Origin of the sequence: Modestobacter marinus (genome assembly GCF_019799945.1) — a bacterium.
In the GTDB taxonomy this organism is placed as follows: Bacteria; Actinomycetota; Actinomycetes; order Mycobacteriales; family Geodermatophilaceae; genus Modestobacter; species Modestobacter marinus_B.
In genome coordinates, this window is sequence record NZ_JABGCH010000001.1 from 223,374 (window position 1) to 246,879 (window position 23,506).

Here is a 23,506-nt window from a genome sequence, read left to right on the forward strand (position 1 = left end):
TCCGTCCGTGCTGCTGCGTCGTCTGTTCGCCGTCCTGGCGACCCTCGTCGTCGTCGGCACCCTCACTCTCGTCACCGGTGGCGCTCCTGCGCAGGCGTCGGGCAGCGGCGACCTCATGCGCGCCCCCGGCACGTGCAGGGTCGACGGGGCGTGTCGGCTGACGATCGAGTGGCGGACCAGCGCCTACGGACCCTCCGGAGCAGGCGACACCCCGCTACGGCGCCGGACGCTCTTCTCGCTGTTCGCAAAGCAAGGGGAGCAGATCCTGACCGGCTCGTCCTCGGTCGACGAGGGAGCCGGGGACATCGTCATCTGGAACCCGGGTGTGATCACGGATCCGGAAGGACCCACGCTGCCCGCGGTCGTCCCGGGTACGAACGGCTCCTCGTGCGCCGCGCAGCGGGTGGCCACCCCGGATCCGAGGCCGGGGGCCATCGACACGCGCGCCCAGGAACTGGCCGGTCCCCGCTCCGTGGACGGGACCGGCAACGCCGGCGGCTACATCCCCTGCGTCTACACGGCCCCGGTCACCGGCATCTACCAGGTGGCCTTCCACGGGTCCGCCGGCGGCAACTCTGACGTCCAGGACGCCGGCATGGACCGGTTCATCACGCCGGCCGGTGGCATCTTCGGCTCGAGGAGTTCGTCCGCAGCCGTCGTCGCCTGGGACGTCACCGTGCGTGCGGGGAGCCCCTCCAGTACCACCAACCTGCCGGGCCGGCTCTTCACCTACGCGCTCGCCGGCTACCTGGGGCAGAACGCCCGGCCGATCGACATCACGCTGCATATGACGGCCCCCGACGGCTACCGCTATGCCGTCGACACCAATGGCTTCGACCCCAGCGGGTTCCTCCTCTACGGCAGCAGCACCGGGTTCCTCGACCCGAACGGATCGCCGCTGCACCACGACGTGGTGGCCACCGGGGCCACGGTCGCCAAGATGTCCGCCTTGGCCGGCGGAGCGCGACTGGGGCGGGCTGAGTTCCCGCTGTCCGTGGAGCCGCTCGCCGACGAGACGATGACGGCGCTGGGCATCCCCGTGGTCCCGGCCGCCCCCACTCTCGACGGCCTCACCTTCACCGGTCAGACCGCGGCGAACGAGAGCTACCAGACCCGCGGCGGGACGTTCCGCTTCACCACCGCTGCGCCCGGCCGGTACCAGGTCGTCATCTCCCGCGACGGCGTGGACTTCGACCCGGCGCGGCCGGCGAACCGGGTGCTGCGCGGCACCGTCGCGGCGGGCAGCCACACCGTGACCTGGGACGGCGCCGACAACACCGGTGCCCCCTTCCCGGTCGGCCAGGACTACGCGGTGCGTGCGTTCCAGCGGACCGGCGACCACCACGTGTCCATGCTCGACGTCGAGACCTCGTTGCGGGGCGGCCCCTCGATCGTGCTGACCAACCCGCCGGGCGGGGTCTGCCCGTTCAGTGGCGCGGTGAGCACCGGGTCCAACTGCTCCCGCGCCTTCTACGACGACCGGGGCTACGTCACCAGCACCGGCGTGCGGGTCGGCACGGCGGACGGCCGGCTCGTCGACACACCCGTCGGGGCACCGCCCAGCACCCTCGTCAGCGACCCGGTCACCGGGTTCGACAGCCTCAGCGGCCAGCGCGCCTTCGGGACGGAGCTGAACGTCGATGGCACCTTCGGCGACACCAACGGCCTGGACATGTGGACCTACGTGCACAGCCCGGTGCGGACGGCGACGGTCGACGTCGTCGCGCTGCCCGCCGCCGCGGCGGCCGGGGACGACCACGTGGCGACCGGCGCGGGGCAGACGCTGACCCTCCCCGGCAGCGGGCTGCTGGGCAACGACACCGGCTCCGGCCTGCGGGTGACCTCGTCGACCCCCGCCACGCACGGCACCGCGACGGTGGCCGCGGACGGCACCCTCACCTACGTGCCTGCGGACCCCGCAGCGTCCGGCACCGACACCTTCACGTACACGGTCACCGACGACGCCGGCCGCTCGGCCACCGCCACGGTCACCGTCGCCGTGCGCCCGGACGCCGCGGACGACAGCCGCCTGACCCCGGCGGACACCCCGCTCACCGTCCCCGCCGCCGACGGTCTGCTGGACAACGACACCGGCACCGGCCTCACCGTCACCGCCACGGACGACGCCGCGCACGGCACCCTCACGGTCGCCCCCGACGGCGGCTTCAGCTACACGCCCGACCCCGGGTTCGTCGGCGGCGAGGAGGTCGGCTACACGGTCACCGACGCCTCCGGGCTCACCGGCACCGCCCGCCTGCGCCTGACCGTGACCGGCGGTGGCGTGGTCAGCGGCGGACGCGACGACGAGGTGACCGGTGTGGTCGGGGAGCCGGTGACCGTCGACGTCCTGGCCAACGACGTCGTCCGGTCCGGCCGGAGCTGGGACCCCACCTCGCTCGGCCTGGTCGACTCCGGGTCACCGGTGCGGGAGCTCGCCGTCCCTGGCGAGGGCACGTGGCGGATCACCGCCGACGACGAGGTCTCGTTCACGCCGGTCGGCGATTTCGTCGGGACGGCGTCGGCGGCGTACCTGGTCGAGGACTCCACCGGGGCGACGGCCACCGCCACCGTGTCCGTCGTCTACGCCCGGGCGGCTGTCCCGGCGCCGCCGGTGGTTCCCGTGCCGCCGGTGGTTCCCGTGCCGCCGGTAGTCCCCGCCGCGCCGGTGGTCCTCGCCCCGCCGGCCGAGGAGCCGGCGCCGCCGGCCGACCCGACGCCGTCGGCCGCCGCCACCCCCTCGGTCGAGGCCCCGGTGTCCGTGCTGCGCCCGGCCCCCGAGGCGGTGGCTCCCGCTGCCCCGGTGGCCCAGGCTCCGACGGCGTCGACCGCTCCGGCGCCGCAGCCCGCGCCCGCGGCCTCGGCGTCCCCGACGGAGATGCCGGCTCTGCCGGCCGTGGACCTGGCGTCCCCGGCCGATCCGGCGTCCCCGGCCGACCGGGCCGACGGGGCCGACGATGTCACCGACGATGTCGCCGGCGAGCCGGCGGCCGCGGCGCCGGAGGCGGCGCCCGCCGACGACGGTCTGGGGTTCGGGATGTTCCGGTTGTCCGGCAGCTCGGTCGCGGTGGGCCTGCTGTCGCTCGGGACCTCCGTCGGCCTCGCCGTCCTGGGCGTCTCCTGGGCCCGCCGCCGAAGGGCCTCCTGAGGCGAGGCCACCGGGCTCAGCCGGGGTAGCGGCGGGAGGTGAACACGCGGCCCGAGGGCGTCACCCGGGTCTGCGTGGACCCGATCAGCACCAGGCAGCGCATGTCCACGGTGTCCGGGTCGAGGTCGCCGAGGGTGGTCACGGTCAGGGACTCCTCGGGTCCGCCGACGTCCCGGCCGACGACCACCACGGTCTCCGGCTTCCGCACCTCGAGCAGCGCCTCGAGCGCCTCGCCCAGCTGGTGCGGCCGGGCCTTGGACCGCGGGTTGTAAAGCGCGATGACCAGGTCCGCGGCGGCCGCGTGCCGCAGCCGGTCGACGACGACGTCCCAGGGCTTGAGGACGTCGGACAGGCTGATCACCGCGAAGTCGTGCCCCAGCGGCGCCCCCACCCGGGAGGCGACCGCCTGGGCCGCGGTGAGCCCGGGCAGCACCCGGACCTCGACGCCGGCGAACTCCGGCTGGTCGGCCACCTCGAGCACCGCGGCGGCCATCGCGAAGACGCCCGGGTCGCCGCTGGAGACCACCGCCACCCGCCGTCCGGACTGCGCCAGCCGCAGCGCGTGCGCCGCGCGCTCGGCCTCCACCCGGTTGTCGCTCGCGTGCCGGGTCTGCCGCGGGTTGGCCGGCACCCGGGCCAGGTAGGGGCCGTAGCCGACCAGGTCGTCGGCGCCGGCGAGCGCCTCCGCGGCCTCCGGCGTGGTCCAGGAGCGCTTGCCCGGCCCGAGCCCGACGACGACGACCTCGCCGGCGCGGGGCCCGTCGTCCGCCCGCTCGGCCACGTTCCCGGGTCCGGTCAGCGGGCTGGGCAGCAGTGCGAGGGAGAAGTAGGGAACGCTCTCCGGGTCGACGTCGGCCAGCGGCGCGACCCGCTGCCGGTCGGTGGTGGCCCGCTCGACGTACCAGGCCCGGTCCAGCACCCCGGCGGCGTCGAACGCCTCCCGGACGCCCCCGAACGTGCGGCCGAGCTTCATCACCGCGGCCGAGTCGGTGGTGGCCAGCCACTCGGCCAGCTCGTCGGCGGGCAGCGTGCCGGGCAGCACGGTGAGCACCTCGTCGCGCTCGACCAGGGGCCGGCCGAGCACCGCCGCGGCGCCGCTCACGCTGGTGACACCGGGCACCACCTCGGTCGGGTACCGGGAGGCCAGTCGCTTGTGCATGTGCATGTAGGAGCCGTAGAAGAACGGGTCGCCCTCGGCGAGGACGACGACGTCCCGGCCGGCGTCGAGGTGGGTGGCCAGGCGGGCGGCGGCGCACTCGTAGAACTCGTCGATCGCGCCCTGGTAGCCGCCGGGGTGGTCGGTGGCCTCCGTGGTGACCGGGTAGATCAGCAGCTCCTCGACCTGGCCCTCCCGCAGGTAGGGGGCGGCCAGTGCCCGGGCCACCGAGCGGCCGTGCTGGGCGGCGTGGAAGGCGACGACGTCGGCCGCCCCGATCAGCTGCGCGGCCTTGACCGTGACCAGTTCCGGGTCGCCGGGGCCGAGGCCGACCCCGTACAGCCGCCCGCTCACCCCGCACCCCCACCGAGGGCAGAAGTGGCCACTTCTGCCCTCATTCGACGGTGCTCGCGATCGCGTTGACGGCGGCGGCGGTGATCGCGCTGCCCCCGCGGCGGCCGTGCACGACCAGGAAGTCCAGGTCCGCGGCGGCCAGTGCCTGCTTGGACTCGACGGCGCCGATGAAGCCGACCGGGATGCCGAGCACGGTGGCTGGGCGGGGCGCCCCGGCGGCGACCATCTCCAGCAGGTGGAACAGCGCGGTGGGGGCGTTGCCGATCGCGACGACGGCGCCGTCCAGGCGGTCGCCCCACAGCTCCAGCGCCGCCGCGGTGCGCGTGGTGCCCAGCTCCCGGGCGAGCCCGGGCGTGCGCGGGTCGTTGAGCGTGCAGACGACGTCGTTGTCCTTCGGCAGGCGGCGCCGGGTCACCCCGGAGGCGACCATCTGCGCGTCGCACAGCACCGGGGCGCCGGCGTGCAGCGCCTCCCGGGCACGGAGGACGACGTCGGGGGAGAAGGCGATGTCCTCGACCAGGTCGACCTGGCCGCAGGCGTGGATCATCCGCACCGCGACCTGGGCGACGTCCGCCGGCAGTCGGGACAGGTCGGCCTCCGCGCGGATCGTGGCGAAGGACCGCCGGTAGATCTCGGCGCCGTCGTGCTCGTAGTCGTACATCAGCCCTTCTCGATCCGGTAACCGGCCGGGGTCGCGACGACGTCGACGACCTCGCCCCGGGGGCGGCCGCACCGCCGCTCGCAGCCTGCCCAGTGCTGGCGGACGCCGGCGGGCAGCGTCCCGGTGGCGATGGCGGTGGTGACGTCGGCGCGGACGTCGGCCAGCGACCGCGCGCACCCGGGCCGCCCCGCGCACGTGGTGACCAGCGCCCAGGGGCTCGCCTCGTCGAAGACCACGCCGGTGCGGTGCAGGTCGACCGCGGCGTCGTCGACGGTGTCCTCGGTGAGGTCCGGGACGACGACGCTCCGCCAGGGCGTCAGCTGGACCTCGTCCGTCAGGCGGGCCAGCAGCTCGGCCTGCCCGGCGCTCAGCCGGCCCAGCCGCAGGACGCCGACCAGCGCCGTGCGCCCGTCGAGCTGGGTCACCGCCCCGACCGGCCCGGTCCCTGGCGCGGGGGGCACGTCGACAGGGCAGAAGTGGCCACTTCTGCCCTGCGACAGGCGGGCGGCCACGCGGGCCGGGCCCTCGGTCAGCTCGGCCAGCCGCCAGGCGGTGCCGCCCTGCGCGGCCCGCTCGGCGAGGAACGCCCGCGCCGCGTCGAGCGCCAGCGCGACGGCAGCCTCGGGGCGTGCGCGCAGGCCGGAGTCGGCACCGCCGAGCAGCAGCGCCACGGTGCCGGGGGTGAGGGCGAGCAGCCCGACGTCGCCCCCGAGACCGGCGACGTCGCCGCGGCCGTCGTCCAGGGTGGCGAGGAAGCGGCCGGGCAGCTCCGCGAGTGCGGGGTCGGCCCGCAGCCCGGCGTCCAGGGCGCGGACCTCCGGCCGGACGTCGAGGTGCCCACCGGGCGCCCGGCCGGAGAGGGTGCTGGCCAGCACGTTCCGGACCCGCTCGTGGGTGGCGCTGGGCAGCAGTCCCGCGCCGGCCAGGCGGTCGCCCAGCGATGCCTCCGCGCCGGCGGCCAGGCCGCGCAGCTGCAGGTTGCCGCGGCTGGTCAGCTCCAGGTGCCCGTCGCCGAGCTCCCGGGCCGCCGCGGCCAGCGTTCGCAGCTGGACGGCGGTGAGCGTGCCGCCGGGCACGCGGACCCGGGCCAGCGCGCCGTCGGCGGCCGCGTGGGTCTGCAGCGCGCCCGGGCAGGCGTCGGGCCGGTCGCGGGTCGGGACGGCGGATGTCATGGCATCCGCGAGGCTACTTCCCGGTCCGCCGCGCCTCTCCGTCCTGCCGTCCGCGGACCAGGCTCAAGGCCCGGGCGAGGACCGGGCGGTGCTCCGGGAGCGTCTCCCGGGCGATCGGCGCCGGCGGGGCGGAGCGGGCCTGCGCGGCGTCGAACTCCATCCAGATCCGGCGCCGGTCCCCGCGGGTGTGGACCGCGGCCATGGCCTCCACCCGGCGCCGCTGGTCCTCGGTGCCGGCGTGCTGGCTCACGGCGATCTCCGCCTCGCGCATGGCCGCCTCGGCAGCGAACTCCTCCGGCGTGTGCGGATAGGACTCCGGTGGCCGCGGGTCCTCCGCCCGCTCGTGCGCGTAGGGGCTGTCGGCGGGCAGGTTGCCGCTCACCCGGCCGTACGCGCCCAGCACCAGCAGCAGCAGTCCGACGCCGATCGAGAACAGCACGTTGCGCATCTCGAAGGCCAGGATGTTCAGGTCGGTGTTCAGCACCGCGAGGTTGACCAGCGCGGACAGCAGGAACAGGCAGCCGAGGACGATCATCACCGTCGAGGCGACCCGCGGGCCGAGGAACGCGGCACCGACCAGCACGAACCCGACCACGATGGAGATCGCCGACAGCAGGCCGTTGGAGGACAACCCGAGGATCCGCTCGCCCTCGGTGGAGAAGAAACCCAGCCCGCCGGCGAGCCCGACCAGCCCGAAGACCAGCAGGAACGCGCCGACGCAGACGGCGCCGGTGCGCTGGACGTTGTACACCAGGTCGACCTCGGCCGAGTGCTCGTCCACCGGTCCGTCGGGGCGCGGGTGCTCGGTCGCGCCGGGCCGGTGCGGGAGATGGATCTTGATGCTCATGGCACGCCCCCTGGAGGAGACCTCCAGTCTAGGCCCGACGGTGAGCTGGGTCTCTCCTCGGCGTCGTCCGTCCCCGGCTCAGCCCCGCGACCGGTCGAAGGACATCCACACCTCGCGGCGGTCGGCCCGGGTGCGGACCCGCGCCATCGCGGCGACCCGCCGCTGCTGGTCCGGGGTCGCACGGTGCTCGACGACGGCCAGCTCCGCCTCGCGCATGGCCGATTCGGCGGCGAACTCCGCGTCGGTGCGCGGCAGCTGCTGGTCGACGTCCGCGTCCACCTCCGACGGGTGCGGGCGGTGGTAGGGGCTGTCGGCCGGCACGTTGCCGGTGATCCGCCCGTAGGCGCCGAGGGTCAGCAGCACCAGCCCGGCCACGAGGGAGAACACCACGTTGGCCATCGAGAAGGCCAGCAGGTTGAGCTCGGTCTCCAGGACGGCGAGGTTCACCAGGGCCGAGAGCAGGAACGCCGTCCCCACGACGAGCATCACCGTGGAGACGGTGCGGGCGCTGCGCGCGGCGGCGACCACGAGGACCGCGGCGGTGACCACCGAGAGGGTGGACAGCAGGCCGTTGGAGGACATCCCGAGGATCGGCTCGCCCTCGGTGGAGAAGTAGTCCAGGCCGTCGACGAAGCCGAGGACGCCGAAGACGAGCAGGACGGCGGCGACCACAAGGGCGCCGCCGCGCTGGACGGCGACGACCGTGCCGCCCGGGGGTGGCTCCTGCGGTCGGTCCGGCCGGTCGCCGGACGGGGTGGGGCGGGCGGTGGTGGATGGTGCGCGGCGCAGGGTCAGGGCCATGGCGTACTCCGGGTGACCGAAATGGTGACAGCGGGTTGGAGTCGTGCGCGTGCGGATCGTCACTACCCGGCTCGGCGGGGTCCCATCCGGTTGCAGGCGATCGATCTCGTTCCGTTGCCCGGTGGGATGCTGGGGGCTGCCTCGGGAGGAGCCACATGAGCCAGCCGTACGAGAACGACGTCCACTCCGAGTACCTGCGGGCCGACCTGTTCTTCAACATGGGCCAGCCGATCGAGGCCGCCCGGGTGCTCGAGGGCGTCGTCGCCGTCGAGCCCGACAACCAGGCCGCGCTGGAGCTGCTGGCCCGCAGCTACTTCGGCTCCGCCCAGCTGGCCCGCGCCGAGGCGGCGCTCAACCGCCTGGTCGAGCTGTCCCCGGCGAACGGGTGGGCTCGCCGCGCGCTGGCCCGCACGCTGGAGCGGCAGAGCCGCGCCGACGAGGCCGCCGTCCACCACCGGGTGGCCGACGCGCTCGGCGCCGACTGATCAGGTTGGGCGCGGGTGCCGGCGCGGGCTGTGCTGTGCTGGTCCCATGAACCGCCGCACCGCTCCGCGCCTGCTGCTGGCCCTGGCCGTCTCGCTGTCCCTCACCGCCTGCGGCGGCGACGCGGAGGAGGCGGCTCCCTCCGCGGAGGAGCCGGCGGCCGGGCAGTCCACGACCCAGGCCTGCGAGACCCGGCCGGCGACGGCGGAGCCCCCGCCGTCGGTGACCACCGACCAGACCCTCGCCCCCGAGGTGCCCGCGTCGGACGCTCCGCCGCCGTGCGAGCTGGTGGTCAGCGACGTCCTGGTCGGGGTCGGGGCCGAGGCGGCCGACGGGTCGACGGTGGCCGTCAAGTACGTCGGGGCGTTCTACGAGACCGGCGAGGAGTTCGACTCCTCGTGGAGCCGCGGGACCGAGGAGACCCTGCCGGTCACCCTCGGCGCCGGGCAGGTCATCCCGGGCTTCGAGCAGGGGATCACCGGCATGCGCGAGGGGGGCCGCCGGATGATCACCATCCCCAGCGACCTGGCCTACGGCGACCAGGGGCGCGGCCCGATCCCCGGCGGGGCCACGCTGGTGTTCGTGCTGGACCTGGTGCAGGTGGGCTGACGGGCCGCTGCGGCGCGCCCGGTACCGTCGCGGCACACCACGGCAGTGCAGCAGGACTCACTCATGGGCCGCCCATGGTCAGCGGAGCGGCGGCCGATGGTGCCAGCCCGCCGCGGTCCCGAGGAGGCACCTGTGCGCACGTTCACCCTCCTGTCCACCTCCGACACCGACCTGCTGAGCGCCCGCTCGTCGGCGGCCGGCTGGCGGCTGGGCAACCCGGCCCGGCTCGATCCCGACGCGATGGCCGGCCTCGCGGCCGGCACCGACCTGGTGGTGGTGCGGATCCTCGGCGTCCGCCGGCACTACGAGGAGCAGCTCGCCCCGGTCCTGGCGCTGGGCGTGCCGGTCGTCGTCCTCGGCGGTGAGCAGCTCCCCGACGCCGAGCTGATGGAGCTCTCCACCGTCCCGATGGGCGTGGCCACCGCGGCGCACGGCTACCTGGCCCAGGGCGGCCCCGCGAACCTCGCGCAACTGCACCGCTTCCTCGCCGACACCGTGCTGCTGGACGGCGAGGGGTTCGAGCCGCCCGCGGTGGCGCCGGAGTGGGGCGTGCTCGAGCGCGCATCGACCGCGACCGGGGGCCCGGTCATCGCCGTCCTCTACTACCGGGCGCACCAGCTGAGCGGCAACGCCGGCTTCGTCGAGGCCCTGTGCACCGCGATCGAGGACGCCGGCGGTCGCGCCCTGCCGGTCTTCACCTCCTCGGTGCGCAGCGTCCCGGACGACCTGCTCGAGACGCTGCGGGGCGCCGACGCCCTGGTGGTCACCGTGCTGGCGGCCGGCGGGTCGCGGCCCGCGACCGCCCAGGCCGGTGGGGACGACGGCGCCTGGGACGTCGGACAGCTCGCCGCGCTCGACGTCCCGGTCGTGCAGGGCCTCTGCCTCACCCGCTCGCGTGCCGAGTGGGCCGCCGACGACGGCGGGCTCTCCCCGCTGGACGTGGGCAACCAGGTCGCGATCCCGGAGTTCGACGGCCGGCTGATCAGCGTGCCGTTCTCCTTCAAGGAGACCGACGACGAGGGGCTGACCTCCTACGTCGCCGACCCCGAGCGCGCCGCCCGGGTCGCCGGGACGGCGGTCGCCCACGCCCGGCTCCGGCTGGTGGCGCCGGAGGACCGTCGGATCGTCGTCATGCTCAGCGCCTACCCGACCAAGCACGCCCGGATCGGCAACGCGGTCGGCCTGGACACCCCGGCCTCCGTCGTCCGGCTGCTCGCCGCGATGTCCGGCGCCGGCTACGACATCGGGCCGTTCGACGGGCCCGGCGCGCTGCCCGGCGTCGCCGACCTGGACGGCGACGCGCTGGTGCACGCGCTGATCGCCGCCGGCGGGCAGGACGAGAACTGGCTGACCGCCGAGCAGCTGGCCGGCAACCCGGTGCGGATCCCGGCGGCCGAGTACCGGCGCTTCTTCGACGCGCTCCCCGCCGAGCTCCGCGAGGCGGTGGTCGAGCACTGGGGCGAGGCGCCCGGGTCGCTGTTCGTCGACGACGACTCCATCGTCTTCGCCGCGCTGCGGGCCGGGAACGTCGTGGTCATGGTCCAGCCGCCGCGCGGCTTCGGGGAGAACCCGATCGCGATCTACCACGACCCCGACCTGCCGCCGTCCCACCACTACCTGGCCGCCTACTGGTGGCTGCGTTCCGTCTTCGGCGCGCACGCGATGGTGCACGTCGGCAAGCACGGGAACATGGAGTGGCTGCCGGGCAAGACCGTGGGCATGTCCGCGGCGTGCGGGCCGGACGCCGCGATCGGCGACCTGCCGCTGGTCTACCCGTTCCTGGTCAACGACCCGGGCGAGGGCACCCAGGCCAAGCGCCGCGCGCACGCCACGCTGGTCGACCACATGGTGCCGCCGATGGCCCGGGCCGACTCCTACGGCGACATCGCCCGGCTCGAGCAGCTGCTCGACGAGCACGCCAACATCGCGGCGATGGACCCGGCCAAGCTGCCCGCCGTCCGCCAGCAGATCTGGACGCTGATCCAGGCGGCGAAGCTCGACCACGACCTGGGGCTGGCCGACCGGCCGCACGACGCGGAGTTCGACGAGCTGATCCTGCACGTCGACGGCTGGCTCTGTGAGATCAAGGACTCGCAGATCCGCGACGGCTTGCACGTGCTCGGCGCCCCGCCCACCGGCACGGACCGGGTCGACCTGGTGCTGGCGATGCTGCGCGCCCGGCAGATCTGGGGCGGCGCGGTCGCGCTGCCGGGCCTGCGCCAGGCGCTGGGGCTGACCGAGGACGGCACGGCCGGGCTGCGCGAGACCGACGCCGTGGAGGCGCGGGCCGCGGCGCTGGTCACCGGCATGGAGGAGCGCGGCTGGGCGGCATCGGCGATCGCCGACGTCGTCGGGAGGGTCCTGGGCACGGTGGACGACGAGGTGACCGCCGTCCTGCGGTTCGCCGTCGACGAGGTGGTGCCCCGGCTGGCGCGGACCACCGACGAGCTGGACATGACCCTGCACGCCCTCGACGGCGGCTACGTGCCGGCCGGGCCGTCGGGCTCCCCGCTGCGCGGGCTGGTGAACGTGCTGCCGACCGGCCGGAACTTCTACTCCGTCGACCCGCGCGCGATCCCCTCCCGGCTCGCGTGGGAGACCGGGTCGGCGATGGCCGAGTCGCTGGTCGACCGGTACCGCGCCGACCACGACGGGGAGTACCCGCGGTCGGTCGGGCTGTCGGTGTGGGGCACGTCGGCGATGCGGACGGCGGGGGACGACGTCGCCGAGGTGCTCGCGCTGCTCGGCGTCCGGCCGGTGTGGGACGACGCGTCCCGGCGGGTGACCTCGCTGGAGCCGGTCCCGGCCGACGAGCTGGGCCGGCCGCGGATCGACGTCACGGTGCGGATCAGCGGCTTCTTCCGGGACGCGTTCCCGCACGTGGTGACGATGCTCGACGACGCCGTCACGCTGGTGGCCGGGCTGTCCGAGTCCGACGACGAGAACTACGTGAAGGCGCACGTCGACGCCGACGAGGCGACCCACGGCGACCGCCGGCGGGCCACCACCCGGGTGTTCGGGTCCAAGCCGGGCGCCTACGGGGCCGGGCTGCTGCCGCTGATCGACTCCCGGAACTGGCGCGGCGACGCGGACCTCGCCGAGGTGTACGCGGTGTGGGGCGGCTACGCCTACGGCCGGGACCTGGACGGGGTGGCGGCGCGGCCGGACATGGAGGCGGCGTACCGGCGGATCGCGGTGGCAGCGAAGAACGTCGACACCCGCGAGCACGACATCGCCGACTCCGACGACTACTTCCAGTACCACGGCGGCATGGTCGCGACCGTCCGCGCGCTCACCGGCCGGGCGCCGGAGGCGTACATCGGCGACTCGACGCGGCCGGAGTCGGTGCGCACCCGGTCGCTGACCGAGGAGACCTCCCGGGTGTTCCGCGCCCGGGTGGTCAACCCCAAGTGGCTGGCCGCGATGCGCCGGCACGGCTACAAGGGCGCGTTCGAGCTGGCCGCGACCGTCGACTACCTGTTCGGCTACGACGCCACCACCGGCGTGGTCGCGGACTGGATGTACGAGAAGCTCACCGAGACCTACGTGCTCGACCCGGAGAACCGGGAGTTCATGGAGCGGTCGAACCCGTGGGCGCTGCACGGCATCGCCGAGCGGCTGCTCGAGGCCGTGGACCGGGGGATGTGGGCGGCGCCGGACCCGGCGCTGCTCGCCGAGCTGCAGCAGGCCTATCTGGACACGGAGGGTGACCTGGAGGGCGGGGAGACGCCGGCGTCGTCGTCGGTCTGACCTGTTCCCGAACCGGTTGGCCCGCGGTCGTGTGCCCTGAGTGACGGCGCGCGGGAATGCCGGGCGTCGCGAGGGTCGGTCTGCGCGGTCCCGGGGTGGTCGGTGGACGCTCGGCCCATGGGCATCCTGAGCAAGTTGATGGGCACGGCGGAGAACGCGGCGTCCCGCCAGGCGAGGACCGGCCGCGGCACGGGACGCACCCGGGGCGCGGGTGGCACGGGTCGTGGGCTGAGCCGGAGCACCGGCCGGAGCGCGGCCCGCTCCAGCGGTCGTCGCTCGACGGGGCGCGGCGCGGCGACGCCGGCCGGCGGCGGCGGGCTGGGCAAGCTGCTGGGGTCACTCACCGGTCGCCGCTGACCCCGGCGCGGAACGGCGAGCGGGCGCCGGCAGCGGACCGATGAGTTCGTCGCCCCCCGGTGGTCCCATGCTCCATGGACACCACACTGCTGGCGATCGGCACCCGCAAGGGGCTGTGGCTGGCGACCAGTGAGGACCGGCAGACCTGGTCGCTGTCGCAGCCGCACTTCCTGATGACCGAGGTCGCGGGGATCGGCATCGACACCCGGGGCGGCCGGGCCCGGCTGCTGGTCGGCGTGCGCTCGGAGCACTTCGGGCCGACCGTCGTCCACTCCGACGACCTGGGCGCGACCTGGACCGAGCCGGAGGCCGGCGCCATCCGGTTCCCGGCCGACACCGGTGCCGCGGTGGAGCGGATCTGGCAGCTGCGCCCGGACTCCGCCGACCGGCCGAGCGTGGTGTGGGCCGGCTGTGAGCCGATCTCGGTGTGGCGGTCGGAGGACGGCGGCGAGCACTTCGAGCTGTGCCGTGGGCTCTGGGACCACCCGCACCGCAGCGAGTGGGGTGCCGGCTACGGCGGCGCCGCCGCGCACAGCGTCGTGCCTGGGCCGGGGGACACCGTGCACGTGGCGATGAGCACCGGCGGGGTCTACCGGACGCGGGACGGCGGGGCGTCCTGGGAGCCCCGCAACTCCGGGATCTCGGCCTACTTCCTGCCCGGCCCGGCGCCGGAGTTCGGGCAGTGCGTGCACAAGATCGCCCGCGACGCCGTCGTCCCGACCCGGCTGTACGCGCAGAACCACCACGGGGTGTATCGCTCCGACGACGACGGCGACACCTGGACGTCGATCGCCGACGGGCTGCCCTCGGACTTCGGGTTCGTGATGCTCGCCCATCCCTCCCGCGCCGGGACGATCTGGGTGGTGCCGCTGGTCGCCGACGGGGAGCGGGTCCCGCCGGACGGGCAGCTGGCCGTGCACCGCAGCGACGACGCGGGGGAGACCTGGCAGCGGCTGGACCGCGGGCTGCCGGACCACGAGTACAACGCGGTGCTCCGCGACGCGGCGGCCGTGGACACCGCGGACCCGGTGGGCGTGTACCTGGGCACCCGCGGAGGAGAGGTCTACGCCAGCGCCGACGAGGGCCGGACGTTCAGCACGGTCGCCTCCCACCTGCCCGACGTGCTGTGCGTGCGCGCGGCGGTGCTGCCATGAGCGTGCGGGTGCTGCTGCCGCGGCTGCTGAGCGAGTGCACCGGCGGCCGGACGACGATGGACGTCGACCTGGCCGCCCCCGGGACCGTGCGCGCTCTGTTAGACGCCCTCGCCGCCGAGCACCCGGTGTTCGACCGGCGGGTGCGGGACGAGACCGGGGAGCTGCGCCGCCACGTGAACGTCTACGTGGACGGGGAGGAGGTCCGCCGGCTCGACGGCCTGGCGACACCGGTGCCGCCGGGCGCGGAGGTGATGGTGATGCAGTCGGTGGCGGGCGGCTGATCCGTCAGGCCAGGAGCAGGGCGGCGACGAGCAGCGTGACGGCGGTGCTGACCTCGCCCATCGCGCCCATGACGTCGCCGTTCACCCCGCCCAGCCGCCGGGTGGCGCGGCGGCGGAGGACCTCGGCCGCCAGCAGGCCCAGCGCCACCGCGGCCGGCAGCGCCAGGGCCGGCGTGCCGCCGCCCATGTCGCTACCGCTGCTATCCCCGCCGCTGATGGCCCCGCCGCCGATGGCCAGCCCGGCCGCGACGGTCCCGGCGAGCAGCACGACGCCGGTGCCGGCCAGCCAGCGCCGGGAGACGCTGCCCGCGACGGCGCGACCCAGCGACGACCCCGCGGCCACCGGCACCCCGGGCAGCCCGGTGCGGGCCATCGCCACCCGAGCGGCGACGGTGGCGACGGTCAGCACCAGCCAGCCGCCGTCGGTGGCCAGCAGCTGCGCCAGGCAGGCGACCTGCAGCAGCAGGGTGAGCACCAGGGTGACGACGCCGAAGGGCCCGACGTCCCCGGCCCGCATGACCTCCAGGGCCCGGTCCCGGCCGCGCAGCGGACCCAGCCCGTCGGCGGTGTCGGCCAGGCCGTCGAGGTGCAGGCCGCGGGTGAGCGCGGCGAGCACCGCGATGCCCAGCACGGCGCCGACCAGCGGGCTCGCCGCGCGGGCGGTCGCCCAGGCGGCGGCCGTCGCCACCGCGCCCAGCACCAGCCCGACCAGCGGCGCCCACGGCAGCACCCCGCGCGCCGTGCGTGCCGCCGGCACCCGGGCCGTGGTCAGCCAGCCGAAGGACTCGGCCGGTCCCGACCACCACCGCCGTCCCTCGTCGGTCGTCCTGCTCACCCTGCCCACGGGTTCGCCTCCGCGCTCGCTCCGCTCCTCGCTCGCTGGCGCGCGGTGCGATGCTCACTCCCGCGTCGGCTCACCGGAGTCGCTGGGGGAGCCCGGCGACCACGAACCACACCTCGTCGGAGGTCGCGGCCAGCCGCTGGTTCACCAGGCCGAGCGTGTCGCGGAACAGCCGCCCCGCCCGGGTCTCCGGGACGACGCCCAGACCCACCTCGTCGCTGACCGCCACCACGTGCGCCGGGGTCATCACCCAGTTGTCGACCAGCGCGTCGCACCGTCGCGCCAGCCGGTCGAGGGCTCCCGGATCGGTCCCGTCCCACACCCCGGTCTCGTCCATCAGGGCGGCGATCCAGGTGGTGATGCTGTCGACCAGCACGCTGCCGCCGCGTACGAGCTCGGAGGGCGCGGTGCTCTCCAGCGTCGTCCACCCGGCCGGGCGGCGGGCCCGGTGGGCCGCGATCCTCGTCGTCCACTCCGCGTCCCCGGCGTCGGCCCGCGAGGTGGCGAGGTACACGACCTCCTCGTGCCCGTCGAGCAGTTGCTCCGCGTACGCCGACTTGCCCGACCGCGACCCGCCGAGCACCAGCACGCGGCTCACCGCAGCACCCCGGCCAGCTCCAGGACGGTGACCGTCCCGTTGTGCGGGGTCACCGCCGGCATCTCCGCCGGACCCAGCCCCGCGGCCACCGCCTGCGCGGCGCGGATGGTGTCCCCGTGGGTCACCACCGCGACCACCTCGGCCGGGGGGTCCGCGCGCAGCTCGGCGAGGAACGAGCCGACCCGGGTGTGCAGCTCCGCCAGGCTCTCCCCGCCCTCGGCGGCCCAGTGCGGGTCGGTCCAGTCGACGAGGTCCCAGAGCTCCCGGGAGGGTCGCCCCTCCAGCACGCCGTAGCCCTGCTCGCGCAGCGCGGGCGTCGTCCGAACGGGGAGTCCGGTCGCGGCCGCGCAGTGCGCGGCGGTCTGCAGCGCGCGCCGCAGGTCGCTGGAGAACAGGGCACCGGGGCCACGGCCCTGCCCGACCAGCGCGGCCAGCTCCGCGGCCGCCTGGGCGGCCTGCCGGTGCCCGAGCTCGGTGAGCGGCACGTGGGCCGTCTGCCCCTGCATGCGGCCCGCGGCGTTCCACTCGCTCTGGCCGTGCCGGACGAGCAGCAGGGTCAAGGGGGAGGCCATGGTCCCGGCAGCCTAGGCGCTGCCGAGAGGCCGGCCCGTGCCGGTGCGCCATCGCCGTCCTCGTACCGTCGCTGCCGTGACCATCCCGCTGCGCCCCGGCGCCGGCCGTGCCGCTCGGCCGGCCCCGGCCCCGACCGGACCGGACCCGCTGGCCCCGCTGCTCGACCTGCCCGGGGTGGCCGACGCGGCCGAGGGCGCGCGGACCGCGGTCGACCGGCTCCTCGGGCACCGGGTGCTCCGCCGGGAGTCGGCCGCTGTGAGCGCCGAGTCCGCACTGCGGGGCGCCCGGGCCTCGGCCGCGCTGGAGGGCGTCGACGTGCCGCTCGCCGACCTGCGTGCCGGGCAGGTCGGCGATCCGGTGGTTCAGGGCGCGCTGCGCGTCTCGGTGGGCCTCGGGTCCATGGTCGAGACCTGGGAGCGGGCGCCGGGGCAGGTGCTCGCCCGGCTGCACGTGCTGGCGGCCGCCGACCTCGCTGCGCGGGACGACCTGGGGCGTCCCTCCGGCGCCGCCGGACCGCGGCTCGGGGCACTGTTCTCGATCATCACCGGGGCGACCACCGTGCCCGCGGTCGTGCTGGCCGGCGTGGTGCACGGGGAGCTCGCGGCGCTCGCGCCGTTCGGCACCCAGGACGGCGTGGTCGCCCGCGCCGCGGGCCGGCTGGTCGGCATCACCCGCGGGCTGGACCCCAAGGCGGTGTCGGTGCCCGAGGTCGGCTTCGCCGAGCTCGGCCGGCCCGCGTACGACGCCGCGCTGGAGGGCTACCGCTCGGGCGGGCCGGCGGGGCTGGCCGGCTGGCTGGTGCACTGCTGCCGGGCCGCCGAGCACGGTGCGGCGGAGGGCCTGGCCATCTGCGAGAGCCTGCTGCGCGGCTGAGCTCCGCCGGCCGGTGTGCCCGGGTGTCGGGGGACTCCCGCCCGGGACCAGACTCACGGCATGCGATTCCTCGAGGTCGACGGTCTGGGACAGGTCAGCCGGGTCGGGCTGGGCACGTGGCAGTTCGGTTCCCGCGAGTGGGGCTACGGAGAGGGCTACGCCGAAGGGGCGGCCCGCGACATCGTGCGCCGGGCGCGCGAGCTCGGCGTCACGCTCTTCGACACCGCGGAGGTCTACGGGTTCGGCCGCAGCGAACGGATCCTCGGCGAGGCGCTGGGGGAGGACCGCGCGGACGTCGTCGTCGCCAGCAAGGTCTTCCCGGTCGCGCCGTGGCCCGCCGTCGTGCGCCGCAGCTTCGAGGGCAGCGCCCGGCGGCTGCAGCTGCCGCGCATCCCGCTCTACCAGGTGCACCAGCCGAACCCCGTGGTACCGGACTCGGTGACCATGTCCGGCATGCGGGCGCTGCTGGACGAGGACCGCATCGGCGCCGTCGGCGTCTCCAACTACTCGCTGAGCCGCTGGCAGGACGCCGACGCAGCGCTGGGCCGTCCGGCCATCAGCAACCAGGTCAACTTCTCCCTCGCCCACGCCGGGCCGCTGGAGGACCTCGTGCCGTTCGCCGGCCGGGAGGGCCGCCTGGTGATCGCCTACAGCCCGCTGGCCCAGGGCCTGCTGGGCGGCCGGTACTCCGCGGACAACCGGCCGGGCGGGGTGCGGGCGGCGAACCCCCTGTTCGGGACTGAGAACCTGCGCCGAGCCGAGCCCCTGCTGGCCACCCTGCGAGAGGTCGCCGAGGCGCACCAGGCCCGTCCCGCGCAGGTCGCGCTGGCCTGGCTGATCGGCCACCCGCGGGTGGTCGTCATCCCGGGGGCCTCCAGCGTCGAGCAGCTGGAGTCCAACGTGGCCGCCGCCGACCTCGAGCTCAGCGCCGACGAGCAGGCCGCGCTGACGGCGGCGGCGCGGGCGTTCACGCCGGTGTCCGTGGTGCGCACGGTCGGCGACACGGTCCGCGAGCAGGTGGACCGGTTGCGGAAGCGGTTCCCCGGCTGAGCCGAGCTCCTGCGAAACCGGGGTCGTCGGCGGCGGAGGGCTCAGGCGCCCCGACGCCGCCGGCGGCCGGGCAGCGGGACGACCGGCGCGTCGACGATCGCGGGCAGCGGCCGCAGCGTCCTGCGGCGGGCGTACCAGGCCAGCCCGGCCACCGCCGCACCCACGGCGGCGCTGGTGACCACCGGCGTCCGCGCACCGTTGAAGCGGGCGCGCAGGGACACCGGCCGGTTGAACTCGAGCACCGGCCAGCCGCGCTCGGTCGCCACTTTGCGCAGCGCCCGGTCGGGGTTGACCGCGGTCGGGTGCCCCACGGCCTCGAGCATCGGCAGGTCGGTGACCGAGTCGCTGTAGGCGAAGCAGTCGGCGAGGTCCCAGCCGCGCTCGGCGGCGACCTCGCGCATCGCGGCCGCCTTGTTCTCCCCGTAGGCGTAGAACTCGACCTCGCCGGTGTACCGGCCATCCCGGGTCACCATCCGGGTGGCGACCACCCGGTCCGCGCCGAGCATCTCGCCGATCGGCCCGACCATCTCCGCGCCACTGCTGGACACGATGACGACCTCGCGGCCGGCCGCCCGGTGCGTCTCGATCAGGTCGGCGGCCTCGGCGTAGACCAGCGGGTCCACGATGTCGTGCAGGGTCTCCTGGACGATGTCGTGCACCACGGCGACGTCCCAGCCGGTCGTCATCGCGGTGATCTGACTGCGCATCCGTTCCATCTGCGCGGCGTCGACGCCGGCCAGGGAGAAGACGAACTGGGCGTAGGCGCCCTTGAGCACCGCCCGTCGGTTGATCAGGCCACCCTGGAAGAACGGCCGACCGAAGGCCAGGGTGCTGGACTTCGCGATGACCGTCTTGTCGAGGTCGAAGAACGCCGCAGCGCGGGTCACGTCCCACACGGTAAGAGGATCGGCAGTGCGGGCGGCCGTGCGCACCGCTGTCCACACCCCGACGGGTCATCCACAGATCCTCCGGCGGTCTGGCCGGAACCGGTGCCGAGCGGTGCGCTGGTGTGGTGTTCGTCCCCACCTCCCGGGCACCGGCCGCCGTGTCGGCCACCCCACCGCGCCCCCTGGTCGTCAGCTCCGATGACGCCCTCCTCGACGACCTCCTGCGGCTGCTCGCCGCCGCCGGCGCCACCGCCGAGCTGACCTCCGGCAGCGGCGCCCTGCGGCGGGCGCACCGGGACGCCCCGCTGGTGCTGCTCGGCGCTGACGTGCTGGCCCGGGCCCCGGTACGCAGCCTGCCACGGCGCCCCGGGGTGCTGGTGACCGCCCTCGGGGAGCCGGGCACCGAGGTGTGGGCGGCGGCCGTCGAGGTCGGCGCCGAGCGGGTGGTCGTCCTGCCGCGGGACGAGACGTGGCTCGTCGAGCGGGTCGCCGCGGCGGTCCGGGCGCCGGCGCGCCCGGGCTGGGTCGCCGTGGTCACCGGCGCCTGCGGTGGCGCCGGGGCGAGCACGCTGGCCACGGCGCTGGCCCTCACCGCCCGCCCGGCCATGCCCGACGGCGTGCTGCTGGTCGACGGCGACGGGTGCGCCGCCGGGCTCGACCTGCTGCTGGGCGCCGAGCGTGCACAGGGTCTGCGCTGGCCGGACCTGTTCGGGCTCAGCGGCCGGGTCTCCGGAGCGGCGCTGCTCGCCGCGCTGCCCGAGGCTCACGGCGTCCCGGTTCTCGCGGCGTCGCGCGACGTGGCGCACGAGGTCCCGCCGGAGGCGCTGCTCGCCGTGGCCGCCGGAGCCCGGGAGAGCGGGTGCGGCGTCGTCGTCGACCTGCCCCGCAGCAGTGGCGCGGCGGAGACGCTGCTCGCGGAGGCGGACCTGGCCGTGCTGCTGGTCCCCGCCCGGCTGCGGGCCGCGGCCGCCGCCCGGGTCCTGCTGCACGGTGACCCGGCGCACGTGGCGCCGTGGTCGGCGGCGCAGGTGGTGACCCGTCCGGTGCCCGGCGGGCTGTCCCGGGCGGAGGTCGCCGACGTGGTGGGCCGCCCGGTCCTGGCGGAGCTCGGCCCCGACCGGGCGGCGGTGGCCCGCAGTGAGCGGGGGGAGCCGCCCGCGGTGTCCGCCCGGTCCCCGCTCGGTTCGGTCAGCCGCCGGCTCCTCGACCAGCTCGACGGGACCGGCACGTGAGCCGGCCGCCGGCTCCCGAGCCGCTGGTCGAACGCGTCCGTGCCCGGCTCGCGAGCGGTCAGGGGGCGCCCACGCCGGCCGCGGTCGCGGCGCTGGTCCGGGAGGAATCCGGTGGCCTGCTGGGCGACCGGGCCGTGCTGGCCGCGGTCCGCGCGGCCACGGACGAGCTGGCCGGCGCGGGCGTCCTCGAACCCCTCCTGCGCCGGCCGGGAGTGACCGACGTGCTGGTCAACGCCCCCGACTCGGTGTGGATCGACCGTGGGGCGGGGCTGGAGCGGGTCGACGTCCGGTTCCCCGACGAGGCCGCCGTCCGCCGGCTCGCCGTCCGGCTCGCCGCCGCGGCCGGCCGGCGGCTGGACGACGCCGCCCCGTGGGTCGACGCCGGCCTGCCCGACGGCACCCGCCTGCACGCCGTCCTGCCGCCGGTGTCGGCGTCGGGTACCTCGCTGTCCCTCCGCGTCCTGCGGCGGGCCGCGCTCTCCTTCCCCGACCTCGCCGCCCGCGGCGCGCTGCCCGGCGCCGCGGCCGAGCTGCTCGGCACCCTGGTGCGGCGCCGGCTGGCGTTCCTGGTCACCGGGGGCACCGGCACCGGCAAGACCACCGTGCTCTCCGCGCTGCTCGGCCTGGTCGGCCCGGGGGAGCGGCTGCTGCTGTGCGAGGACGCCCCCGAGCTGGCGCCGCAGCACCCGCACGTCGTCCGGCTGCTCACCCGGCCGCCCAACGTCGAAGGGGCCGGGGCGGTGGTGCTGCGGGACCTCGTCCGCCAGGCGCTGCGGATGCGCCCGGACCGGCTGGTCGTGGGGGAGGTCCGGGGCGCGGAGGTGGTCGACCTGCTGGCCGCGCTCAACACCGGGCACGACGGCGGCTGCGGCACCGTCCACGTCAACCGGGCCGCGGACCTGCCCGCCCGGCTGGAGGCGCTCGGCGGTGCCGCCGGGCTCGGCCGGGCCGCGGTGCACAGCCAGGCCGCCGCGGCGCTCGCCGTTGTCGTGCACCTGCGCCGGGGCACCGCCGGCCGGCACGTCGCCGAGCTGGGCGTGGTCCGCCGGACCGGTGACCTGGTCGAGGTCGCCGCGGGCTGGCGGGCCGACGGTGGCTCCTGCCCGGCCCGGGCCGAGCTGGCCGCGCTGCTGGACTGCCCGGTGCCCGGATGAGCGAGGCCCTGGCCTGCCTGGCGGCGGCGCTGGTGGCGTGGCCGGCCGGGTCGAGGCGGTCGTCCCCGCCCGGAGCGCGCCGGTGGCCGCTCCGGCCGGCCGTGCGCCGTACCGTGACCGGGCCGCTGCTGCTCGCCGCGGGAACCGGCGGCGTGGCGGCCGTGCTGGGAACGCCCGTGGTCGGAGCGCTGGCCGCCGTCTGCGGCGCGGCGGCCGGCCGGATGCTCCGGCGTCGCGCGGCGGCGTCGGCGGAGCGGAGCCGGAGCCGGGCGCTGGTCGAGGCGTTGGGTGTCCTGGCCGCCGAGGTGCGGGCGGGGCGCCCGCTGGCCGAGGCGACCGGCGCGGCGGTCGACGGCTGCCCCGATCCGGCGACGGCCCGGGAGCTCGCCCCGGTGCTCCGGCTCGGCGAGCCCCCGCCCGGCGTGCCCCGCGACGAAGCGGGCCGGGCACTGGGCCGGGTGGCCGCGGCCGTCCGGCTCAGCGGCGCCACCGGCTGCTCGCTCGCGGGGGTGGTGACCGCGGTCGAGGACGACCTGCGGGCCCGGCTGCACGCCGAGGACGAGCTGCGCGCGGCGGTCGCCGGCCCGCGGGCCAGCGCGGCCGTCCTCGCCGGGTTGCCGGTGCTCGGGCTGCTGATGGGCGGCGGGGTGGGCGCCGATCCGTGGCGCGTGCTCACCACCACCCTGCCCGGCACGCTGCTGCTGATCGCGGGCGTCCTGCTCGAGATCGCCGGCCTGGCGTGGACCGCCCGGCTCGTCCGGCGCGCGGTCGACCGGTGACCGCGCCGGCGCTGCTGGCGCTGGCCGGCGCGCTGCTGCTGTGGGTCCCGCCCGGGGCCGCACGGCGCCAGCGACTGGCCTCGCTGGTGCCGCGCCCGCCGCGGGCAGTCCTGGTGCCGGCGGTTCGAGCTGCGCCACCGGGGCCGCGTCGGCGGTGGCTCCTGGCCGGGGTGGCCGGGCTCGCGCTGTTCGGCCTGCTCGGGGGCGGACCCGCCGCCGCGGTGCTGGCCGGGGGCGCCGTCGTCGGCGTCGAACGGCTCCTGCGCCGCGCCGGGGCGGCTGCCGGCACGGCCGCGGAGCTGCACCGGGACCTTCCCGTCGCCTGCGACCTGCTGGCCGTGTGCCTGACCGCGGGCACCCCGGTGGGTGCCGGGCTGACCGTGGTGGCCGATGCGGTGGCCGGTCCCCTCGGCGACCACCTGGTCCGCGTCGGCGGGTTGTACGGACTGGGGGCATCGCCGCAGCGCGCCTGGGCGGGGACGCCGCCGCCGGTCGACGCCCTCGCCCGCGCGCTGGTGCGCGCCGGGGAGTCCGGCTCCGCGGTCGTGCCCGCGCTGCAGCGGCTCGCCGCGGACCAGCGCGCCGCCGACCGCAGCCGCACCGAGGCGGCCGTGCGCAGCGCCGGCGTGTGGGTGCTGGCACCGCTCGGGCTGTGCTTCCTCCCGGCGTTCCTCTGCCTCGGCGTCGTGCCCCTCGTGCTGGGCATCGCCGCCGACGTCTTCTGAGCACGCGGGGAGCCCCCGCCGCCA

Annotated in this window: 22 protein-coding genes; 13 read left to right on the plus strand and 9 right to left on the minus strand. The window is 76.3% G+C overall.

Annotation, left to right across the window (positions count from 1 at the left end; translation table 11 throughout):
• Positions 1-7 precede the first annotated feature (7 nt).
• Complete coding sequence (locus HK417_RS01095; RefSeq protein WP_222262441.1) at positions 8-3,145, plus strand: Ig-like domain-containing protein; 3,138 nt, start codon at positions 8-10, stop codon at positions 3,143-3,145.
• Between the two features lie 16 nt (positions 3,146-3,161).
• Here the strand turns inward: HK417_RS01095 and HK417_RS01100 are convergent, their stop codons facing one another.
• The 5 genes from HK417_RS01100 to HK417_RS01120 all read right to left on the minus strand — a co-directional run bounded on the left by HK417_RS01100 (position 3,162) and on the right by HK417_RS01120 (position 8,136).
• Positions 3,162-4,655 (minus strand): precorrin-2 C(20)-methyltransferase, encoded by a 1,494-nt coding sequence (locus HK417_RS01100; RefSeq protein ID WP_222262444.1) that lies wholly within the window; start codon positions 4,653-4,655, stop codon positions 3,162-3,164.
• A gap of 40 nt (positions 4,656-4,695) precedes the next feature.
• Complete coding sequence (locus tag HK417_RS01105; RefSeq protein ID WP_222262446.1) at positions 4,696-5,316, minus strand: precorrin-8X methylmutase; 621 nt, start codon at positions 5,314-5,316, stop codon at positions 4,696-4,698.
• Positions 5,316-6,488, minus strand: a complete 1,173-nt coding sequence (locus tag HK417_RS01110; RefSeq protein WP_222262448.1) for a nitrite/sulfite reductase — start codon at positions 6,486-6,488, stop codon at positions 5,316-5,318. Before HK417_RS01110 ends, HK417_RS01105 begins: the two co-directional genes overlap by 1 nt.
• 13 nt (positions 6,489-6,501) lie before the next feature.
• Positions 6,502-7,335 (minus strand): DUF4383 domain-containing protein, encoded by an 834-nt coding sequence (locus HK417_RS01115; protein WP_222262450.1) that lies wholly within the window; start codon positions 7,333-7,335, stop codon positions 6,502-6,504.
• A gap of 78 nt (positions 7,336-7,413) precedes the next feature.
• Entirely contained in the window at positions 7,414-8,136 is a 723-nt protein-coding gene (locus HK417_RS01120) for a DUF4383 domain-containing protein (RefSeq protein WP_222262452.1), read from the minus strand.
• A 155-nt stretch (positions 8,137-8,291) separates the two neighbouring features.
• Between HK417_RS01120 and HK417_RS01125 the strand changes: the two genes are divergently transcribed.
• From HK417_RS01125 to HK417_RS01150, 6 genes are all read left to right on the plus strand, one after another.
• Positions 8,292-8,621: a tetratricopeptide repeat protein gene (locus HK417_RS01125; protein ID WP_222262454.1), complete on the plus strand. Its 330-nt coding sequence runs from the start codon at positions 8,292-8,294 to the stop codon at positions 8,619-8,621.
• Between the two features lie 46 nt (positions 8,622-8,667).
• Positions 8,668-9,228 carry an FKBP-type peptidyl-prolyl cis-trans isomerase gene (locus tag HK417_RS01130; protein ID WP_222262455.1) on the plus strand — a complete coding sequence of 187 codons (561 nt, stop codon included), beginning with the start codon at positions 8,668-8,670 and terminating at the stop codon, positions 9,226-9,228.
• Between the two features lie 132 nt (positions 9,229-9,360).
• Positions 9,361-12,978 (plus strand): cobaltochelatase subunit CobN, encoded by a 3,618-nt coding sequence (gene cobN, locus HK417_RS01135; RefSeq protein WP_308123291.1) that lies wholly within the window; start codon positions 9,361-9,363, stop codon positions 12,976-12,978.
• 117 nt (positions 12,979-13,095) lie between these two features.
• A complete protein-coding gene (locus tag HK417_RS01140; RefSeq protein ID WP_222262459.1) occupies positions 13,096-13,335 on the plus strand; it encodes a hypothetical protein in 240 nt (79 codons plus the stop codon).
• 74 nt (positions 13,336-13,409) lie between these two features.
• Entirely contained in the window at positions 13,410-14,489 is a 1,080-nt protein-coding gene (locus HK417_RS01145; protein WP_222262460.1) for a WD40/YVTN/BNR-like repeat-containing protein, read from the plus strand.
• Complete coding sequence (locus HK417_RS01150; RefSeq protein WP_222262461.1) at positions 14,486-14,770, plus strand: ubiquitin-like small modifier protein 1; 285 nt, start codon at positions 14,486-14,488, stop codon at positions 14,768-14,770. Before HK417_RS01145 ends, HK417_RS01150 begins: the two co-directional genes overlap by 4 nt.
• A gap of 4 nt (positions 14,771-14,774) precedes the next feature.
• Here HK417_RS01150 and HK417_RS01155 read toward each other — a convergent pair whose 3' ends face one another.
• The 3 genes from HK417_RS01155 to HK417_RS01165 form a co-directional block, all read right to left on the minus strand.
• A complete protein-coding gene (locus HK417_RS01155; RefSeq protein WP_222262463.1) occupies positions 14,775-15,605 on the minus strand; it encodes an adenosylcobinamide-GDP ribazoletransferase in 831 nt (276 codons plus the stop codon).
• Positions 15,606-15,684: 79 nt separating this feature from the next.
• Positions 15,685-16,209, minus strand: a complete 525-nt coding sequence (cobU, locus tag HK417_RS01160) for a bifunctional adenosylcobinamide kinase/adenosylcobinamide-phosphate guanylyltransferase (protein ID WP_222262465.1) — start codon at positions 16,207-16,209, stop codon at positions 15,685-15,687.
• Positions 16,206-16,781 (minus strand): histidine phosphatase family protein, encoded by a 576-nt coding sequence (locus HK417_RS01165; protein ID WP_222262467.1) that lies wholly within the window; start codon positions 16,779-16,781, stop codon positions 16,206-16,208. The genes cobU and HK417_RS01165 overlap by 4 nt, the downstream gene beginning before the upstream one ends.
• A gap of 76 nt (positions 16,782-16,857) precedes the next feature.
• Here HK417_RS01165 and HK417_RS01170 point away from each other — a divergent pair, with 76 nt between their 5' ends.
• A complete protein-coding gene (locus HK417_RS01170; protein ID WP_222262469.1) occupies positions 16,858-17,655 on the plus strand; it encodes an oxidoreductase in 798 nt (265 codons plus the stop codon).
• Positions 17,656-17,715: 60 nt separating this feature from the next.
• Positions 17,716-18,705 (plus strand): aldo/keto reductase, encoded by a 990-nt coding sequence (locus HK417_RS01175; RefSeq protein ID WP_222262471.1) that lies wholly within the window; start codon positions 17,716-17,718, stop codon positions 18,703-18,705.
• A 41-nt stretch (positions 18,706-18,746) separates the two neighbouring features.
• Here HK417_RS01175 and HK417_RS01180 read toward each other — a convergent pair whose 3' ends face one another.
• Complete coding sequence (locus tag HK417_RS01180; RefSeq protein ID WP_222262473.1) at positions 18,747-19,592, minus strand: HAD family hydrolase; 846 nt, start codon at positions 19,590-19,592, stop codon at positions 18,747-18,749.
• Between the two features lie 125 nt (positions 19,593-19,717).
• Here HK417_RS01180 and ssd point away from each other — a divergent pair, with 125 nt between their 5' ends.
• The 4 genes from ssd to HK417_RS01200 are packed head-to-tail and all read left to right on the plus strand — an operon-like array spanning position 19,718 to position 23,482.
• The gene (gene ssd, locus HK417_RS01185) at positions 19,718-20,824 is read left to right on the plus strand and encodes a septum site-determining protein Ssd (RefSeq protein WP_308123293.1); all 1,107 of its coding nucleotides are present in this window, start codon (positions 19,718-19,720) and stop codon (positions 20,822-20,824) included.
• Positions 20,821-21,978, plus strand: a complete 1,158-nt coding sequence (locus HK417_RS01190; RefSeq protein WP_222262475.1) for a TadA family conjugal transfer-associated ATPase — start codon at positions 20,821-20,823, stop codon at positions 21,976-21,978. Before ssd ends, HK417_RS01190 begins: the two co-directional genes overlap by 4 nt.
• Entirely contained in the window at positions 21,975-22,757 is a 783-nt protein-coding gene (locus HK417_RS01195; RefSeq protein ID WP_222262477.1) for a type II secretion system F family protein, read from the plus strand. The genes HK417_RS01190 and HK417_RS01195 overlap by 4 nt, the downstream gene beginning before the upstream one ends.
• A complete protein-coding gene (locus HK417_RS01200; RefSeq protein WP_222262479.1) occupies positions 22,754-23,482 on the plus strand; it encodes a type II secretion system F family protein in 729 nt (242 codons plus the stop codon). The genes HK417_RS01195 and HK417_RS01200 overlap by 4 nt, the downstream gene beginning before the upstream one ends.
• The last annotated feature ends 24 nt before the right edge of the window (positions 23,483-23,506 follow it).

Bases quoted from the DNA above. Each gene is read 5' to 3' on its own strand.
- HK417_RS01140 (WP_222262459.1), top strand. From the start codon at position 13,096: ATGGGCATCCTGAGCAAGTTGATGGGCACGGCGGAGAACGCGGCGTCC.
- HK417_RS01130 (WP_222262455.1), top strand. From the start codon at position 8,668: ATGAACCGCCGCACCGCTCCGCGCCTGCTGCTGGCCCTGGCCGTCTCG.
- HK417_RS01110 (WP_222262448.1), bottom strand. From the start codon at position 6,488: ATGACATCCGCCGTCCCGACCCGCGACCGGCCCGACGCCTGCCCGGGC.
- HK417_RS01105 (WP_222262446.1), bottom strand. From the start codon at position 5,316: ATGTACGACTACGAGCACGACGGCGCCGAGATCTACCGGCGGTCCTTC.
- HK417_RS01145 (WP_222262460.1), top strand. From the start codon at position 13,410: ATGGACACCACACTGCTGGCGATCGGCACCCGCAAGGGGCTGTGGCTG.
- HK417_RS01195 (WP_222262477.1), top strand. From the start codon at position 21,975: ATGAGCGAGGCCCTGGCCTGCCTGGCGGCGGCGCTGGTGGCGTGGCCG.
- HK417_RS01120 (WP_222262452.1), bottom strand. From the start codon at position 8,136: ATGGCCCTGACCCTGCGCCGCGCACCATCCACCACCGCCCGCCCCACC.
- HK417_RS01165 (WP_222262467.1), bottom strand. From the start codon at position 16,781: ATGGCCTCCCCCTTGACCCTGCTGCTCGTCCGGCACGGCCAGAGCGAG.
- HK417_RS01115 (WP_222262450.1), bottom strand. From the start codon at position 7,335: ATGAGCATCAAGATCCATCTCCCGCACCGGCCCGGCGCGACCGAGCAC.
- HK417_RS01125 (WP_222262454.1), top strand. From the start codon at position 8,292: ATGAGCCAGCCGTACGAGAACGACGTCCACTCCGAGTACCTGCGGGCC.
- HK417_RS01175 (WP_222262471.1), top strand. From the start codon at position 17,716: ATGCGATTCCTCGAGGTCGACGGTCTGGGACAGGTCAGCCGGGTCGGG.
- HK417_RS01150 (WP_222262461.1), top strand. From the start codon at position 14,486: ATGAGCGTGCGGGTGCTGCTGCCGCGGCTGCTGAGCGAGTGCACCGGC.